The 15,805-nt window shown below is 70.8% G+C and carries 14 protein-coding genes; 5 read left to right on the plus strand and 9 right to left on the minus strand.

Features of this window, described 5'->3' with window-relative positions; genetic code table 11:
* The first annotated feature begins 314 nt into the window (after positions 1-314).
* Both IEY95_RS18100 and IEY95_RS18105 read left to right on the plus strand, forming a co-directional pair.
* Positions 315-980 carry a response regulator gene (locus IEY95_RS18100; protein ID WP_308429321.1) on the plus strand — a complete coding sequence of 222 codons (666 nt, stop codon included), beginning with the start codon at positions 315-317 and terminating at the stop codon, positions 978-980.
* Positions 981-1,085: 105 nt separating this feature from the next.
* The gene (locus IEY95_RS18105; protein ID WP_189187075.1) at positions 1,086-1,598 is read left to right on the plus strand and encodes a pyridoxamine 5'-phosphate oxidase family protein; all 513 of its coding nucleotides are present in this window, start codon (positions 1,086-1,088) and stop codon (positions 1,596-1,598) included.
* Between the two features lie 140 nt (positions 1,599-1,738).
* On the opposite strand, the gene IEY95_RS18110 is transcribed toward IEY95_RS18105, so the two are convergent.
* Positions 1,739-3,316, minus strand: a complete 1,578-nt coding sequence (locus tag IEY95_RS18110; protein ID WP_189187076.1) for a protein kinase domain-containing protein — start codon at positions 3,314-3,316, stop codon at positions 1,739-1,741.
* A 382-nt stretch (positions 3,317-3,698) separates the two neighbouring features.
* Here IEY95_RS18110 and IEY95_RS18115 point away from each other — a divergent pair, with 382 nt between their 5' ends.
* Positions 3,699-5,330 (plus strand): protein kinase domain-containing protein, encoded by a 1,632-nt coding sequence (locus IEY95_RS18115; RefSeq protein WP_189187077.1) that lies wholly within the window; start codon positions 3,699-3,701, stop codon positions 5,328-5,330.
* Positions 5,331-5,446: 116 nt separating this feature from the next.
* Here the strand turns inward: IEY95_RS18115 and IEY95_RS18120 are convergent, their stop codons facing one another.
* Entirely contained in the window at positions 5,447-5,986 is a 540-nt protein-coding gene (locus tag IEY95_RS18120; protein WP_189187078.1) for a bacterial proteasome activator family protein, read from the minus strand.
* A 168-nt stretch (positions 5,987-6,154) separates the two neighbouring features.
* Between IEY95_RS18120 and IEY95_RS18125 the strand changes: the two genes are divergently transcribed.
* Positions 6,155-6,580, plus strand: coding sequence for a hypothetical protein (locus tag IEY95_RS18125; RefSeq protein WP_189187079.1), 426 nt, complete (start codon positions 6,155-6,157; stop codon positions 6,578-6,580).
* 97 nt (positions 6,581-6,677) lie between these two features.
* Here the strand turns inward: IEY95_RS18125 and IEY95_RS18130 are convergent, their stop codons facing one another.
* The 7 genes from IEY95_RS18130 to pdhA form a co-directional block, all read right to left on the minus strand.
* Entirely contained in the window at positions 6,678-7,658 is a 981-nt protein-coding gene (locus IEY95_RS18130; protein WP_189187080.1) for an NAD(P)H-quinone oxidoreductase, read from the minus strand.
* A gap of 144 nt (positions 7,659-7,802) precedes the next feature.
* Positions 7,803-8,900 carry a potassium channel family protein gene (locus tag IEY95_RS18135; protein WP_189187081.1) on the minus strand — a complete coding sequence of 366 codons (1,098 nt, stop codon included), beginning with the start codon at positions 8,898-8,900 and terminating at the stop codon, positions 7,803-7,805.
* Positions 8,901-9,003: 103 nt separating this feature from the next.
* On the minus strand, positions 9,004-10,374 hold the full coding sequence (locus tag IEY95_RS18140) for a molybdopterin molybdotransferase MoeA (protein WP_189187082.1): 1,371 nt from the start codon (positions 10,372-10,374) through the stop codon (positions 9,004-9,006).
* Positions 10,371-11,420 carry an NTP transferase domain-containing protein gene (locus tag IEY95_RS18145; protein ID WP_189187083.1) on the minus strand — a complete coding sequence of 350 codons (1,050 nt, stop codon included), beginning with the start codon at positions 11,418-11,420 and terminating at the stop codon, positions 10,371-10,373. The genes IEY95_RS18140 and IEY95_RS18145 overlap by 4 nt, the downstream gene beginning before the upstream one ends.
* A 75-nt stretch (positions 11,421-11,495) precedes the next feature.
* Positions 11,496-12,968 carry a dihydrolipoamide acetyltransferase family protein gene (locus IEY95_RS18150; RefSeq protein ID WP_189187084.1) on the minus strand — a complete coding sequence of 491 codons (1,473 nt, stop codon included), beginning with the start codon at positions 12,966-12,968 and terminating at the stop codon, positions 11,496-11,498.
* The gene (locus IEY95_RS18155) at positions 12,968-13,972 is read right to left on the minus strand and encodes an alpha-ketoacid dehydrogenase subunit beta (RefSeq protein ID WP_189187085.1); all 1,005 of its coding nucleotides are present in this window, start codon (positions 13,970-13,972) and stop codon (positions 12,968-12,970) included. Before IEY95_RS18155 ends, IEY95_RS18150 begins: the two co-directional genes overlap by 1 nt.
* A complete protein-coding gene (gene pdhA, locus IEY95_RS18160; RefSeq protein WP_189187086.1) occupies positions 13,969-15,129 on the minus strand; it encodes a pyruvate dehydrogenase (acetyl-transferring) E1 component subunit alpha in 1,161 nt (386 codons plus the stop codon). The genes IEY95_RS18155 and pdhA overlap by 4 nt, the downstream gene beginning before the upstream one ends.
* A 189-nt stretch (positions 15,130-15,318) precedes the next feature.
* Between pdhA and IEY95_RS18165 the strand changes: the two genes are divergently transcribed.
* A complete protein-coding gene (locus tag IEY95_RS18165; RefSeq protein WP_189187360.1) occupies positions 15,319-15,804 on the plus strand; it encodes an Lrp/AsnC family transcriptional regulator in 486 nt (161 codons plus the stop codon).
* The last annotated feature ends 1 nt before the right edge of the window (position 15,805 follow it).

The raw sequence follows: 15,805 nt of genomic DNA on the forward strand, positions 1-15,805 counted from the left end.
CCCGTGCACGGGGTGGGTGCCACTCGGCCGGGAACAGGCGTGACAGGTGCCCCGGCGAGCGCCCTGCAACAGCCACGTTACCCAGTGCTTCACAATTCTGTGAAACCCCTCCTGACCTGCGATTTTGATAGGAAATCCAAGTACTTCCAAAGTTGGATTTCCTACTAAATCGAGTCGGTCGGGAACAGCCGCTGGTCACAGCACTGGTTTCAGCCTTGCAGGGGGCCGGAACACCGGCACGTTATCCCGGCCACCCCGGACTCGGGAAGAGTTCACTTCGGGCGGGGCCGATGGCCGTGTGTGACACTGACTTTGTGCGCGAAGAAGGAAAAATCACCGTATTTCTTCTCGATGACCATGAGGTGGTGCGCCGAGGAGTTCATGAACTGCTCTCGGTGGAGGACGACATCGAGGTGGTCGGCGAGGCCGGCACAGCGGCCGACGCGCTGGTACGGATTCCCGCCACCCGACCGGACGTGGCCGTCCTGGACGTACGGCTCCCGGACGGCAGCGGGGTGGAGGTCTGCCGCGAGATCCGGTCCCGGAACGAGGACATCAAGTGCCTGATGCTGACCTCGTTCGCCGACGACGAGGCCCTCTTCGACGCGATCATGGCAGGCGCCTCGGGCTATGTCCTCAAGGCCATCCGCGGCAGTGAACTGCTCTCTGCCGTACGGGACGTCGCCGCCGGGAAGTCCCTGCTCGACCCGGTGGCCACCGCCCGCGTCCTGGAACGGCTGCGCGACGGCGGCGGCACCAAGAGCGACGACAGACTCGCGCACCTCACCGAGCAGGAGCGCAAGATCCTCGACCTGATCGGCGAGGGCCTCACCAATCGCGCGATCGGGGAACGGCTGCACCTCGCCGAGAAAACGATCAAGAATTACGTATCAAGTCTGCTGTCCAAGCTGGGAATGGAACGGCGGTCCCAGGCGGCGGCGTATGTGGCGCGGGTGCAGGCGGAGCAACAGCACCGCTGAGCGTGTTCTTCACGCACACCGTCGGTTGATTCGGGACTTTCGACCCCCCACAGGAGGGCGGGTGCCCCTACTCCGGCGCCCCCAGGGTGCCGGAGATTGGGTGGCATGCCCACCGACGAACAGCCCGCCGACGAGCGATCCGCAGACGAGCGATCCACCGACGAACGGCCCGCCGGCGAGCGATCCGCAGACGAGCGATCCACCGACGAACAGCTCGCCGTGGAACTGATCGGCCGCACCGATTACGGCCGGGTGGCCACCAGCATCCGCGCACTGCCCTTCCTCGGGTTCGCCCGCCATATCGTGGTCGATGCCCGCGTGCTGTTGCGGATGCCCCGGAACTGCGGCTACCACCACGCCTGCGCCGGCAGTGTCGTCGCGTACGGCACCGACAACCTGAGCTCCGCGCGGCCGGGCGAGAGTCTGTGGTCCGTGCAGATCGTGGGCCACTGCGAGCCCGTCGAGCCGACCGCGGCCGAACGGGAGCTCTTCGGTCCCGCCCCGCGTTTCGTCGACGGTGAGCCCTTCGAGCCGGTCTATCTGGGCATAGACCCGCAGTTCTCCACCGTCCACTCCACGGACGGTGGCCTGGAACGGCAGTTCCAGCACATCCTGTGACTCTCCCGCGATCGAAGACGACTGTCTGTGACAACCGCTACCCCGAGGCCAGGACGAACAACGCGCGCGTGAAGCCCGATTCGGGCCGCACGCGCGCGTGAAGGGTGCTTTCGCTCAACGGGTCCGCGGAACAGCGCGGTTCAGGGACCCACACCGCCATCGGCTGTCGTGCCACCGATGTCGGCGCCGCCGTCCGTCGGACCCGGCGTCGTCGGGTCCTCCGTCGGCGTCGTCGGGTCCTCCGTCGGCTCCTCGGTGGTCGGCGTCGTCTTGGTCGGCTCGCCGGTCGGCTCGTCCGTCGGCCGACTGGTGTCGCTCGCGGAGGGCGTGTCCGACGGGGTGTAGTCCTGGCCGCCGCCGGTGCTGGTGGAGTCGTCCGTGGAGGTGTCCGTGGTCTCGTCGGTCGCCTCGTCGCTCGGCGTCTCGGTGGACTGGTCCTCGGTCCTGGAGTGCGTGGTGGTCGGCGACTGCGTCGTACCGGTGCCCCCGCCGCCGCCGTCGCCGCCGGTGTTACGGACCGCGAGCGCGACACCCACCGCGATCGCGATCACCGCGAGCACGGCGAGAATCCACAGCTTGCCGCGGCCGCCGCCCCGGTTGCCGTGGCCCTCGAATCCGCCGTCGTCCCCGCCGCCGTACCCGGCGGGCAGGATCGGCTGCGGGATCTGCGTGGTGCCCGAGTCGGCGGGGTGCGGCAGCGCCGTCGTGCCGGCGAAGCCCGCCGCGGGAGTGTGCCGGCCCTCGTGCACGGTGACCGGGCCGGTGTTCCAGGTGCCGGTGTGGCTGCCCTGGTCGTACAGCATCTGCAGCCCGTACTGGACGAGCCCACGCATCTCCTCGGCGGTCTGGAACCGGTCGTCCGGTTCCTTCGCGAGCGAGCGCATGACGAGCCCGTCGAGCTCCGGCGGAGCCGCGTCCGAGACCTCGGACGGGGGCACCGGAATGTCCTGGACGTGCTGGTAGACGACCGACAGGGGCGTCTCGCCGGTGAACGGGGGCCGCAGTGCGAGGAGTTCGTAGAGCAGACAGCCGGTCGCGTACAGGTCGGAGCGGTGGTCGACGGCCTTGCCGAGCGCCTGCTCCGGGGAGAGGTACTGCGGGGTACCCATGACCATGCCGGTCTGCGTCATCGTCGACTGCGCGCCGTGCAGGGCGCGCGCGATGCCGAAGTCCATGACCTTGACCGCGCCGGTGTCCGTGATGATCACGTTCGCCGGCTTGATGTCGCGGTGCACGATGCCGTGCTGGTGCGAGTAGGCGAGCGCCTCGAGGACGCCCGAGACGATGATCAGCGCCTGCTCGGGCCCGGGGGCCTCGGCGTTGATCAGCAGATCGCGGATGGTGCGGCCCTCGACGATCTCCATCACGATGTACGGGACGACGCCGTGGCCGACCACGTCCTCGCCGGAGTCGTACACGGCGACGACCGCGTGGTGGTTGAGCCCGGCGACCGACTGTGCCTCGCGTGTGAAGCGGGCCTTGGACACCGGGTCCTCGGCCAGGTCGGAACGGAGCAGCTTGACCGCGACGGTCCGTCCGAGGCGCACGTCCTCGGCCGCGAACACCTCGGCCATGCCGCCCCGGCCGAGTCTGCGGGTCAGCCGATATCGGCCGTCGCCGACCAGCCCGCCGTTACCCCACATCTCCGGCGCATCTGACATACCGCCGCCAGTCGCCTCGGGGTCGGACGGGCCCTGAGCGCGCTGCTGCTGTGCCATCAGTCCTCGCCGTCGTTTCTGCCCGCGGTCTGCGCGGTGGTTGTTACGGTCTCCGTCGGGCCACGCTACAGGCTCGGCGCAAGGCGCCGAGCCGAGATGGACGTGAGATGGACCGGCCATCAAACCCCCCACAGGGGCCCGCGTGCAAATTCTGTGTACCGGCCGTACGGCACCTGTAACGCTTCCGCGACGCTTCTTTCGCAGACGGTCACGGAACGGGCACCGAGCTTGACGTGTCAGTGCCCTGGGGCAGACTTGGCCGGGAATAAGCCAATCGATCACCGAAGACCGGCCGCGCACCGCACAGTTGCGCGCCGCACAATAGATCACGGACCGCGGGAGCAACCAGCCGCTGCCGCCGCGCCGATGGGGGACGCAGAACATGAGCCAGGACGGCGCACAGGGCCGGTACGCGGGGCGTGCGGTCGCCGGCGGCCGCTACCAGCTGCGCGATCTGCTCGGCGAGGGCGGCATGGCCTCGGTGCATCTCGCGTACGACTCGGTGCTCGACCGCCAAGTGGCGATCAAGACCCTGCACACCGAGCTCGGCCGCGAACAGGCCTTCCGCGAGCGCTTCCGCCGCGAGGCCCAGTCGGTGGCGAAGCTCACGCACACGAACATCGTCTCGGTCTTCGACACCGGCGAGGACGACCTCGACGGCATGACGACTCCGTACATCGTCATGGAGTACGTCGAGGGCCGCCCGCTCGGCTCCGTGCTCGACCAGGACATCGCGCAGTACGGCGCCATGCCCGCCGACAAGGCCCTGAAGATCACCGCGGACGTACTGGCGGCCCTGGAGATCAGCCACGAAATGGGCCTGGTCCACCGGGACATCAAGCCGGGCAACGTGATGATGACGAAGCGCGGTGTCGTCAAGGTGATGGACTTCGGCATCGCCCGCGCCATGCAATCCGGTGTCACCTCGATGACGCAGACCGGAATGGTCGTCGGCACCCCGCAGTACCTCTCCCCGGAGCAGGCCCTCGGCAGAGGCGTGGACGCCAGATCCGACCTGTACTCGGTCGGCATCATGCTGTTCCAACTGGTCACCGGGCGGCTGCCGTTCGAGGCGGACTCGCCGCTGGCCATCGCCTACGCGCATGTCCAGGAGGAGCCGGTCGCGCCCTCCTCGATCAACCGCTCGCTGCCCCCGGCCGTGGACGCGCTGGTGGCCCGCGCGCTGAAGAAGAACCCGAACGAGCGTTTCCCGAGCGCCGAGAGCATGCGCGACGAGTGCCTGCGCGTGGCCCAGTCGTTCCAGGCCGCCGCGCCGAGCATCGTGCCGGGCGCCCAGACGTCGAGCGGCGCGGGCGTCGGCTCCGCCGTCTTCCCGCCCGTCGAGCAGGGCACCCCGGCGCCGGGCCCCGTACAGACGCCGTACCAGCCGGGCCCGTACGGCACGCCGACCTCGGCGCCGTCCCCTTCCCCGGCGTACGGCTATCCGCAGCAGGGCGGCTACCAGACTCCGCCGCAGACCGCGGCGTACTCCCCGCAGCAGGCGACGTCCACTCCGCCGCCGTACAACCTCGCGCCCCAGCCCACGCCCCCCGTCTCGGGCGGTTCGGGGGGCAAGAAGAGCAACAAGGGAGTCGTCGTCGGGGCGATCGTGGTCGCGCTCGTCGCGATCGGCGGCCTGATCACGGCGCTCACGCTGAACGGCGGCAGCGACGACGACAAGGGCGGCAACAACGCCAGCACGTCACCCTCCGTGGTGGCGGGGCACAAGGGTCCGGACACGACGAAGACGATCGAGACGGCCAAGTGCACGGAGCCGCAGGAGTCGTACGACGACCCGAACAAGATCCAGGTCCCCGACTTCACCTACAAGAACATCAAGTCGGTCAAGTCCTGCTTCCAGGCCGCGGGCTGGCAGATGAAGGAGACGAAGGTCGACGAGAACACGTACGGCGAGGGCACGATCATGGACCAGTTCCCCTCCGAAGGAACGGACGTCGACCCGAAGAACATGCCCGAGATCGAGCTCAAGGTCTCGACGGGCGACCCGTCCTGATCCACGTTCGGCGCGGGCTGACCCGCCTCTGACGAGCGAAGAGCCCGGCACTTTCGTGCCGGGCTCTTGTGCGGGGACTGTCGCTCCCCGGTTTCGTAGGGGGTGTCGCTCCCCGGTTACAGGTACGGTCCGCCCGAGCGGCCTCCAGCGCGGTCCTCGTCGCCGTCGGGGCCTCCGACACCGGGCGGGAGCGCGCGGCGCATCGACTCCAGCTGGGCCCTGGCCGCCATCTGCTGGGCGAACAGGGTCGTCTGGATCCCGTGGAAGAGTCCCTCGAGCCAGCCCACCAACTGGGCCTGCGCGATCCGCAGTTCGGCATCGCTGGGCGTCGCCTCGTCCGTAAAGGGCAGGGAGAGCCGCTCCAGTTCCTCGACGAGCTCGGGGGCCAGGCCGTCCTCCAGCTCCTTCACGGAGCTCGCGTGGATCTCCTTGAGCCGGACACGGCTCGCCTCGTCGAGAGGTGCGGCACGCACTTCCTCCAGCAGCTGCTTGATCATGCTGCCGATGCGCATCACCTTGGCCGGCTGTTCCACCATCTCAGTCACCGGGACCTCGCGGGAGTCCTCGTCTCCGGTGCCGCCGAGAGCCATCCCGTCCTGGCCCACGACCAGGATCTGAGGGTTCTCCGGCGACCTTTCGTTCCTCGGCATCTCCATGCCGCCATTCTCTCGCACCGCACACCACACCACGGTGGTGCCCCCGGTGCGGGGTGATCCACCATGTATGTCCCTCTCTGGGCGTCCGCCGGGATGCCGGGTCAGAAGGAGCGTGTGAGGCTGGTCGCGTTGATCTCGGGGACTCCTCACCAGGAGGGGGTCACCGGAATGACTCCATGGCTTCGCACGCTGCACGTGACGGGACTGCTGCTCGTCCTCATGACGGGCGCCGTACCGCTGTCGTACGCCGCCGAGCCCGCCCCGTCCGCCGACGCCTCCCGCGCGGGGAGCGTCGCAGGTCAGGGGCGCGTCCGGCCCGGGCGCGCGGAGCCAACGGGGCCGGACACCGCTGACGACACGGGGGAGGCGGAGCCGACGGACGCCGGCCGCGATCCCGCCGTCCCGGACCGCCAGGAGGCGAGCGCCGCAGCCGAGCCGTCCGGGAACGCGGTGATCCCCGTCCAGCAGAACGCGGTCGTCCCGCCACCCGCCCCCGAACCGGTCCTCCAGATCCTGCCCCTCGGCAGCGGACTGATCCTGATGGGACTGGGCCTTGGGTTGGCCTTCGTCGCCCTGCGCGTACGGCGCCGCTGAAGGCGTACGACGCCGCCGCGCGGTCAGCGCGCTCCCCAGGAGCGCGCTGACCAGGGAGCGCGTTCGCCACGAGCGCGCCGGCCAGGGAGCGCGTTCGCTAGGGAGCGACGAGTAGCACCTTGCCGATGTGGCCGCTCTCCTCCAGGATCCGGTGCGCCGCCGCCGCGTCGCTCATCGGCAGCTCGCGGTCGATGATCGGGCGTACGTGGCCGGAGTCGATCAGCGGCCAGACGTGCTCACGTACGGCCGCCACGATCGCCGCCTTCTCGCCGAGCGGGCGGGCGCGCAGTGAGGTGGCACTGATGGCGGCACGCTTGTTGAGGAGGGTGGCGATGTTCAGCTCGGCCTTGATTCCGCCCTGCATGCCGATGATCGCGAGCCGTCCGTTGACGGCGAGGGTGCGCACATTCGGGTCCAGGTACTTGGCGCCCATGTTGTCGAGGATGACATCGGCGCCGCTGCCGTCCGTGGCCTGCTTGATCTCCTCGACAAAGTCCTGCTCGCGGTAGTTGATCAGGATGTCCGCGCCCAGCTCGGCGCAGAAGTCGAGCTTCTCCTTGCTGCCCGCCGTGACCGCGACCTTCGCGCCGACGGCCTTCGCCAGCTGGATCGCCATGGTGCCGATACCGCTGGAGCCGCCGTGCACGAGCAAGGTCTCGCCCGGCCGCAGGTGGGACACCATGAAGACGTTGGACCAGACGGTGCAGGTCACCTCGGGCAGCGCGGCCGCCTGCCGGACGTCCAGGCCCGCTGGCACGGGGAGCAGCTGACCGGCCGGAACGGCGACCTTCTCGGCATATCCGCCGCCCGCGAGCAGCCCACACACCTCGTCACCGACCGCCCACCCCGACACACCGGGACCGATCTCGACGATGCGTCCCGAACATTCGAGCCCGGGGTACGGGGACGCACCGGGCGGCGGGTTGTAGAAGCCCTGCCGCTGGAGCAGGTCGGCGCGGTTGACGGCGCTGGCCACCACCTCGACCAGCACTTCGCCCTCGGCGGGCACCGGATCCGGGACCTCGTCCCACACCAGCGCCTCGGGCCCACCAGGTTCTGGAATCGTGATCGCGTACATGAGGGGGACGCTACTCCTCGGCCCAGGCCGGGGTGTCGGGAGACTCCTCGCCCGGATGGGTCCTGGACGTACTTGGGCTTTCGCCTGGTGCGGCGAGAGTGCGTGCCAGGCGTCGCGGGGCAGACGGGAATGTGACGACAGGCCCTAGTCCCGAGGAAGCGGTCGCATATGGGGCGCCACCTGTGTGCCCGGTGTCGCCCGCACGATCGTGATGAGGCGGTCCGTCAACTGGAGTGTCCCGACCGCCGGGTCGTCGTAGCCAAGGACCCGGTGCCCTCGTACGACGCTGACCACCAGGTCGTCCGTCTCGCGTACGCCCTTGCCGACCTCGGACTTTATGATCGGCCGTTCGACGATGTCGAGCCCGCTGCCCTGCTGGATGAGGTCCTCCATGACCATGCCCGCGGCGGGGCTGAGCACGGAGAGTCCGAGCAGTCGGCCTGCGGCGCTGGCGCTGGTGATGACGGCGTCGGCGCCGGACTGCTTGAGCAGCGGCGCGTTCTCCTCCTCCCGTACGGCGGCGACGATCTTCGCCGCGCGGTTGAGCTGCCGGGCGGTCAGTGTGACCAGTACGGCGGTGTCGTCCCGCTGCGTGGCGATGATGATCTGCCGGGCCTTGCGGACCTCCGCCCGGTCCAGCACATCGCTGCGCGTCGCGTCCCCGATGACCCCCGCATACCCATCGGCCGTTGCCGCGTCGACCACCTTGGAGCTGGGGTCGACGACCACGACCTGCTCCTTCTTCAGCCCGGTCGCGATGACGGTCTCGATGGCCGACCGGCCCTTGGTTCCGAAGCCGACAACGACGGTGTGATCCCTCAAGGCCGCCCTCCAGCGGTTCAGCCGCCACTCCTCCCGGGTGCGTTCCGTGAGGACCTCGAGCGTGGTGCCGACCAGGATGATCAGGAACAGCACGCGCAGCGGCGTGATGACGAAGATGTTGGTGAGCCGGGCGGCGTCGCTGACCGGGGTGATGTCGCCGTATCCGGTGGTGGAGAGGGTGACGGTCGCGTAGTAGAAGGCGTCGAGCAGGTCGACCGTGCCGTCCGAGTTGTCGTTGTAGCCATCTCTGTCGGCCCAGACGATGAGCGCGGTGGCGACGAGCACCAGCAGCGCCATCGCCAGCCGCTTGAGGACCTGGCGGATCGGGCGTTCCACGACTCTCTTCGGGAGTTCCACCCGATGGGTCACGAGATGCTCGTCCGCTTGGCGGGCGATCGCGTCATGGCCCGGAAGTTTCACGTGAAACACACCCCGTTCGGTTTCATGTGAAACACACCCCGTTCGGATTCATGTGAACCGCACCCCCCCGTTCGGACTCATCTGAATCGCAGTCTGTCCACGCTCATGTGAAGCACACGTCGATCCCTGCGGTGGCCCAGGGCAGGTCGAGAAGTTCCAGCTCCTGACCCGCCCGTGCGCCGCCCGGCGGTACGACCCCGAGGGCGTCGGACGCCGCGATGCCCCGCAGCATCGCCGGGCCGTTGTAGTGCAGCGGCACGGCCCGGTCGGCGCGCAGCACAACGGGAACGAGTCGGGTGTCGTAGGGGTGCCCGTGCACGGCGTCCTGGAGGGGCAGCGTGTACGGCTCCGGGGCCGTACGTCCGGCGAGGGTGCGCAGCAGGGGCTCGGCGAGCGTGAGCAGGCCGGAAACGGCGGCCAGTGGGTTGCCGGGCAGACCGACGAGGTACTGCTTCTCCTTGGTGCGGGCCAGAAGCATCGGGTGCCCCGGGCGCACCTTGACCCCGTCCACAAGAAGTTCGGCACCGATGCGGTGCAGGGTGGGGTGGACGTGGTCGACGGGACCTGCAGCGGTACCGCCGGTGGTGACGATCAGATCGGCGTCCGAGCCGCTGATGGCCTTGTGCAGCGCCTTGGCGTCGTCGCCGAGCCTGCGCACCGCGACGACCTCGGCGCCGAGCGCGCGCAGCCACGGCGGCAGCATCGGGCCGAGCGCGTCCCGGATGAGCCCTTCCTGGGGCAGGCCCTCGGTGAGCAACTCGTCCCCGAGCACCAGGACTTCGACACGCGGACGAGGTACGGCGGCGAGCGTGTCGTACCCGGCGGCCGCGGCGAGGCCCAGCACGGCCGGCGTGACCAGCACGCCGACCGGCAACAGCCGATCGCCGCGGCGGCACTCCTGGCCGCGCGGGCGGATGTCCTGCGCGTGCACGACATCGCGGGTCGCGTGCAGCCGCCCCTTGTCGTCGATCCGCCCGTGCTCACTGCGCAATACGGCGGTGACGTCCGGCGGGATTCTCGCCCCGGTGGCGATGCGCACCGCCTCGCCGTCGGTGAGCGCCTCGGGCTCCGCATGCCCGGCGAGCACGCCGTCCTCCCGTACCTCCCAGGGCCCGGGCCCCGCGACCGCCCAGCCGTCCATCGCGGAGGTGTCGAAGGAGGGGAGGTCCGTGAGCGCGGTGAGGGGGGCGGCGAGGACGAGGCCGAGGGAGGCGTCGAGGGGTACGGAGACGGGGGCCTGACGGGGCACGGACCGGGCGGCTCGCTCGGCGACGACGCGGGCCTCGGGCCAGGAGGTGGCCTTGTGATGGGCGTGCGTGGACCGTCGTCCGGTCCGCTCGGTCTCCAAGGCGGGTGCGGGCACCGAACGGCCCTCGGGGGCGGACGCGCCGTCTTCCTTGACCAGGGCGAGCGCCTCCTCGACGTCGAGATCGTCGGCGTCCTGGCTGTCCCGGGTCGAGCGGGCGGGCGTCATCCTGCGTCCGGCTTGGCTTGGGGGGTGTTTCCGGTGTCCGGCTTGGCTTGGGGGGTGCTTCCGGTGTCCGGCTTGGTGGCGTCTCCGGTATCCGGCTTGGCCTCGGAGGAGTCCTCGTCGGCCCAGCGGAGTGCCAGCGCCGCCGCCTTGCGGGCGGCCTCGGCCACGGCTTCCGGGCCTCCGCCGGCCCGCGCGGCCGCGTATCCCACGAGGAATGTGGTCAGCGGCGCGGCAGGCCGGGCCACCCCGTGCGCGGCATCGCGCGCCAGGTCGAGCAGGACGCCGGTGTCGACGTCCAGGTCGAGGCCCAGCTCGTCCTTGACTGCGGAAATCCATTCATCCAACACGTGTCCATGCTCCCTGATACGTGCCCGGGCGGCGGCGATGTCGTCCCAGGTGTCGCAGTCGAAGGACGCGACAGGGTCGGAGATGCGGGTGAGGTCGAGCGCGGCGGTGAGCCGCCGCAGTGGCAGTCCAGTGAGTTCGCCGTGGGTGGCGGCGAGCACGGCCAGCTCGCGGCGCAGGGCCTCCGCGCGGTACGCGGCCACGAGGGGCTGGTCCCGGCCGTCGGGGTCGGTGAGCAGCACGCCCTCAGGTTTCGCCGGCCCCTGCGGGGGGCGGCGCTCCAGAAGGGGGGCCAGCAGGCGCCGTACCGTCCCCTCGTCCAGGAACGGCAGATCGGCCGAGAGCACGACGACGTACTCCGCGCCGGTGTGCCGCAGCCCGGCGTCGAGCGCGGCCAGTGGCCCTCCGCCGGGCGGGTCCTCACGGGCCCACTCCACAGGGCGTGCGGTCGCCCTGGGCTCGGCCACGACCACCGTGGTGACGGCATCGGCGCAGGCGGCCAGCACCCGGTCGAGCAGCGCCCGGCCGCCCACGCGCACGCCGGGCTTGTCCGCGCCGCCCAGCCGCCGCGCGGCGCCGCCCGCGAGCACGACGGCGTCGTACGGGACATCGGCGCCGGGGGTGCCCGGTGGCACGGGGCTGCCCGAGGGCTCAGGCGTACCCGGTGGCTCCGGCGAAGCCGGCCGCTCGTACGAGGTCATCCCCCGAGTATGGGCGTCCGAAGGATCATTGCCATCCCCGTGCACAGCATGTGGACGGGGATGGCCGCGGCGGGGCTACAGGGTCCGCAGCAGCACCGCCGGCTGTTCCACGCAGTCCGCCACATACCGTAGGAAACCGCCCGCCGTACCGCCGTCGCAGACCCGGTGGTCGAAGGCGAGCGAGAGCTGGACGACCTGGCGCACCGCCAGTTCGCCCTGGTGCACCCAGGGCTTGGGGATGATGCGGCCGACGCCGAGCATGGCCGCCTCGGGGTGGTTGATGATCGGCGTGGAGCCGTCGACGCCGAACACCCCGTAGTTGTTCAACGTGAAGGTGCCGCCGGTGAGTTCCGCGGGCGTCAGCGTCCCGGTCCGCGCCGCCTCGGTCAGCCGGGCGAACTCCGCGCTCAGCCCCTCCGCGTCGCGCGTGTGCGCGTCCCGTACGACGGGTACGACGAGGCCCCGCTCGGTCTGCGCCGCGAAGCCGAGGTGCACCTGGTCGAGCTGGACGATCTCTCGGGCCTCCATGTCGACCGTCGAGTTGAGCTCGGGGAAGCGGGCCAGCGCGGCGGTGCAGATCCGGGCCAGCAGCGCCAGCAGGGAGATCTTCGGGCCGCCCGCGGAATTCATCGCCACGCGCGCGTGCATGAGCTCCGTCGCGTCGGCGTCCACCCAGCAGGTCGCGTCGGGTATCTCGCGACGACTGCGGGAGAGTTTGTCGGCGACGGCGCCGCGGACGCCCCGGAGGGGGACGCGGATGCCGTGCGCGGGAGTCGGCGCCCCGGTGAGCCCGGGGGAGGCGGGCGCTCCCACGCCGCGGGCGAGGGACGGGGCCTGCAAAAACTCCCCGGGGGCAGCGGCAGGCGCCGACACGCGGGCAGGCGCAGGCGTGGGCGTCCGCATCTGACCGGCCGCCGCACGCAACGCGTACTCCACGTCCGCCCGCAGGATCAGGCCGTCGGGCCCGGAGCCCTCCAACTCCCTCAGATCCACTCCGTTCTCCCGGGCGAGCCTGCGCACGAGCGGCGAGATGACGGGGACAGGACCCTCGGCATGCAACCGCGCGGAGTTGCGGTGACCGCCGTCGCGCGTGTCGGTGCGCTGCCCCGGCTCGCGGCCCACGGGAGCGGTGGCCGTGCGGCGGTCCTCACTCTCGGGCGGACCCGCCGGCGGCCGCACCGGAACCGCCCCGGCGGACGGCCGCACCCTCCTGCGCCGCGCCGGAGGCGCCCCCGTGCCGTACCCCACCAGCACATTGCCGGACCCCTCGTCGCCGGCGTCACCGTCGACGGAGGATGCCGGAGCACCGACGGCGACGGTCAACAGCGGCGCGCCCACGGGCAGTTCCGTGCCCTCCTCGCCGAAGCGGGCGGTGACCACACCGCCGTAGGGGCAGGGGACCTCGACCATCGCCTTGGCGGTCTCGACCTCGACGACGGGCTGGTCGACGGCGACGACGTCACCGACCTCCACCAGCCAGCGGACGATCTCCGCCTCGGTGAGCCCCTCCCCGAGGTCGGGGAGCTTGAACTCCAACACCTGCGCCATCAGCTGTCCGCCTCCCACTGAAGACGCCCCACGGCGTCCAGGATCCGGTCGACGCCGGGCAGATGGTGCCGCTCCAGCATCGGCGGCGGATACGGGATGTCGAACCCGGCCACGCGCAGCACCGGCGCCTCCAGGTAGTGGAAGCAGCGCTCGGTCACGCGGGCCGCGATCTCCCCGCCCGGGCCGCCGAACCCGCCCGACTCGTGCACGACGACCGCGCGTCCGGTCCGCCGCACCGAGGCCGACACCGTCTCGTCGTCGAACGGCACCAGCGAGCGCAGATCGACGACTTCGAGGTCCCAGCCCTCGGCCCGCGCCGCCTCGGCGGCTTCGAGGCAGACGGGCACGGACGGCCCGTATGTGATGAGCGTGGCGCTCCGGCCGGAGCGCCGCACCACCGCGCGGCCTATCGGTTCAACGGCCGGCGGCTCGTCCGGGTTCCAGGAATCCTTCGACCAGTACAGCCGCTTGGGCTCCAGGAAGACGACCGGGTCGTCGGAGGCTATGGCGGCGCGCAGCAGCCCGTAGGCGTCGGCGACCGTCGCGGGCGTGACGACATGGAGCCCCGGAGTCGCCATGTAGTACGCCTCGGAGGAGTCGCTGTGGTGCTCGACGCCGCCGATGCCGCCGCCGTAGGGAACGCGGATCGTGATGGGGAGCGGCATGGCGCCCCGCGTGCGGTTGCGCATCCGCGCGACATGGCTGATCAGCTGCTCGAACGCGGGGTACGCGAACGCGTCGAACTGCATCTCCACGACCGGCCTCAGGCCGTACATGGCCATGCCGACGGCCGTCCCGAGGATGCCCGCCTCGGCCAGCGGGGTGTCCGTACAGCGGTCCTCGCCGAACTCCTTGGCGAGCCCGTCGGTGACCCGGAAGACACCGCCGAGGGTGCCGACGTCCTCGCCCATGACGTGGACCGTCGGGTCGGCGGCCATGGAGTCGCGCAGGGCCCGCCCGAGGGCCTGCGCCATGGTCGCCGGTTTGAGAGCAACGGTCGTCATCGCCCGGCTCCTTCCGGCCCGTGGTGATGCGGACCGTCCGCCTCGGCGTCGAGCTCGGCCCTCAACTGGGTCTCCTGCTCGAGCAGTTGAGTGGTGGGTTGGGCATACACATGGGCGAACAGATCCATGGGGTCGAGCACCGGGTCCTGGTTCATGCGCTCGCGCAGATCCGCGGCCATCGTCTCGGCGTCCTCGCGCGCGGCCCGGATGGCTTCGTCGTCGAGCAGCCCGCGTTCGGTCAACTCGTGCTCCAGGAGCGCGATCGGGTCGTGCCCGCGCCAGGTCTCCACCTCGGCGTCGCCGCGGTAGCGGGTCGCGTCGTCGGCGTTGGTGTGGGCGTCGATGCGGTAGGTGACGGCTTCGACGAGCGTCGGACCGCCTCCCGCGCGCGCGTGGGCGATGGCCTCGCCGAGCACCTGGTGGACCGCCGCCGCGTCGTTGCCGTCCACCAGCCGGCCCGGCATCCCGTAGCCGACGGCCTTGTGGGCCAGCGACGGGGCGGCGGTCTGCTTGGCGAGCGGGACGGAGATGGCGAAGCCGTTGTTCTGGACGAGGAAGACGACCGGGGCCTGCCAGACGGCGGCGAAGTTCAGTGCCTCGTGGAAGTCGCCCTCGCTGGTGCCGCCGTCGCCGACCAGGGCGAGCGCGACCACGTCGTCGCCCTTGAGTCGCGCGGCGTGCGCGAGGCCCACGGCGTGCGGGAGCTGTGTCGCGAGGGGGGTGCACAGGGGCGCGATGCGGTGCTCGCGGGGGTCGTACCCGGTGTGCCAGTCGCCGCGCAGGAGGGTGAGGGCCTGGACGGGGTCGAGGCCGCGGGCGACCGCCGCGAGGGTGTCGCGGTAGCTGGGAAAGAGCCAGTCACGGTCTTCCAGGACCAGCGCGGCGGCGACCTCGCAGGCCTCCTGGCCGGTGCTGGAGGGGTAGACGGCGAGGCGGCCCTGCTTGGTGAGGGCCGTGGCCTGCGTGTTGTAACGGCGGCCACGTACCAGTTCCGCGTACAGACGGCGCAGCAGGCCCGGGTCGACCTGCGCGGCCGCCTCGGTGCCGAGGACGCGATACGGCAGCGCGTCGGGCAGCAGCGGCGCGGGGTCGGTACGGGGCTGCCAGGCGGGCGGCGGCGTGGGCCGGTAAGCGCCTCGCTGCTCCATGACCGTCATAACGGCACCTCCTCGTGGGAGCGGCTTCAGGCGCACCACGGGTGTGAGGCGCCTCACCTACCGATTGTTCGGTCGTCGGCACATTTTGGCTACAGGCACCGCCAGGCTGTGGACAAACGGTCCTGCACAGCCTGAGATGGACGCAGTACGTCCATGGTAGGGAGGCGGGGGGACATGGCACCTGAACAAATGGCCGAGCCACCGGAGGCCGGCCCCGCCGTTCCGCCCGCCCGCCCGCTCGACGCCATCGATCAGGACATCCTGCAGATGCTCCAGGCGGACGGCCGCGCCTCGATACGTTCCGTGGCCGAACGCGTCCATGTGTCGCGGGCCAACGCCTACGCACGGATCAACCGTCTCATCGAGGACGGCGTGATCCGCGGCTTCGGGGCGCGCGTCAACCACGAGCGCGCCGGCCAGGGCACTTCGGCGTACATCACCCTCAAGATCGTGCAGAACTCCTGGCGCACGGTGCGCGAGCAGCTGAGGATGCTCCCGGGGGCCTCTCACATCGCCCTGGTGGGCGGCGACTTCGACGTACTGCTCCTCGTGCACACGCCGGACAACAAAGCACTCCGCGAGCTGGTGCTCACCCGTCTCCAGGCCATCCCGGAGGTGCTCAGTACGCGCACCCTGCTGGTCTTCGAGGAGGAGGACCTGGAACCGGAGGGCTGAG

Origin of the sequence: Streptomyces albiflavescens, assembly GCF_014645835.1 — a bacterium.
GTDB lineage: Bacteria > Actinomycetota > Actinomycetes > Streptomycetales > Streptomycetaceae > Streptomyces > Streptomyces albiflavescens.

Excerpts from the sequence above, each read along its gene's own strand:
- IEY95_RS18105 (WP_189187075.1), top strand. The coding sequence starts at position 1,086 with ATGCCCACCGACGAACAGCCCGCCGACGAGCGATCCGCAGACGAGCGA.
- IEY95_RS18110 (WP_189187076.1), bottom strand. The coding sequence starts at position 3,316 with ATGGCACAGCAGCAGCGCGCTCAGGGCCCGTCCGACCCCGAGGCGACT.
- IEY95_RS18115 (WP_189187077.1), top strand. The coding sequence starts at position 3,699 with ATGAGCCAGGACGGCGCACAGGGCCGGTACGCGGGGCGTGCGGTCGCC.
- IEY95_RS18120 (WP_189187078.1), bottom strand. The coding sequence starts at position 5,986 with ATGGAGATGCCGAGGAACGAAAGGTCGCCGGAGAACCCTCAGATCCTG.
- IEY95_RS18125 (WP_189187079.1), top strand. The coding sequence starts at position 6,155 with ATGACTCCATGGCTTCGCACGCTGCACGTGACGGGACTGCTGCTCGTC.
- IEY95_RS18130 (WP_189187080.1), bottom strand. The coding sequence starts at position 7,658 with ATGTACGCGATCACGATTCCAGAACCTGGTGGGCCCGAGGCGCTGGTG.
- IEY95_RS18140 (WP_189187082.1), bottom strand. The coding sequence starts at position 10,374 with ATGACGCCCGCCCGCTCGACCCGGGACAGCCAGGACGCCGACGATCTC.
- IEY95_RS18145 (WP_189187083.1), bottom strand. The coding sequence starts at position 11,420 with ATGACCTCGTACGAGCGGCCGGCTTCGCCGGAGCCACCGGGTACGCCT.
- IEY95_RS18150 (WP_189187084.1), bottom strand. The coding sequence starts at position 12,968 with ATGGCGCAGGTGTTGGAGTTCAAGCTCCCCGACCTCGGGGAGGGGCTC.
- IEY95_RS18155 (WP_189187085.1), bottom strand. The coding sequence starts at position 13,972 with ATGACGACCGTTGCTCTCAAACCGGCGACCATGGCGCAGGCCCTCGGG.
- pdhA (WP_189187086.1), bottom strand. The coding sequence starts at position 15,129 with ATGACGGTCATGGAGCAGCGAGGCGCTTACCGGCCCACGCCGCCGCCC.
- IEY95_RS18165 (WP_189187360.1), top strand. The coding sequence starts at position 15,319 with ATGGCCGAGCCACCGGAGGCCGGCCCCGCCGTTCCGCCCGCCCGCCCG.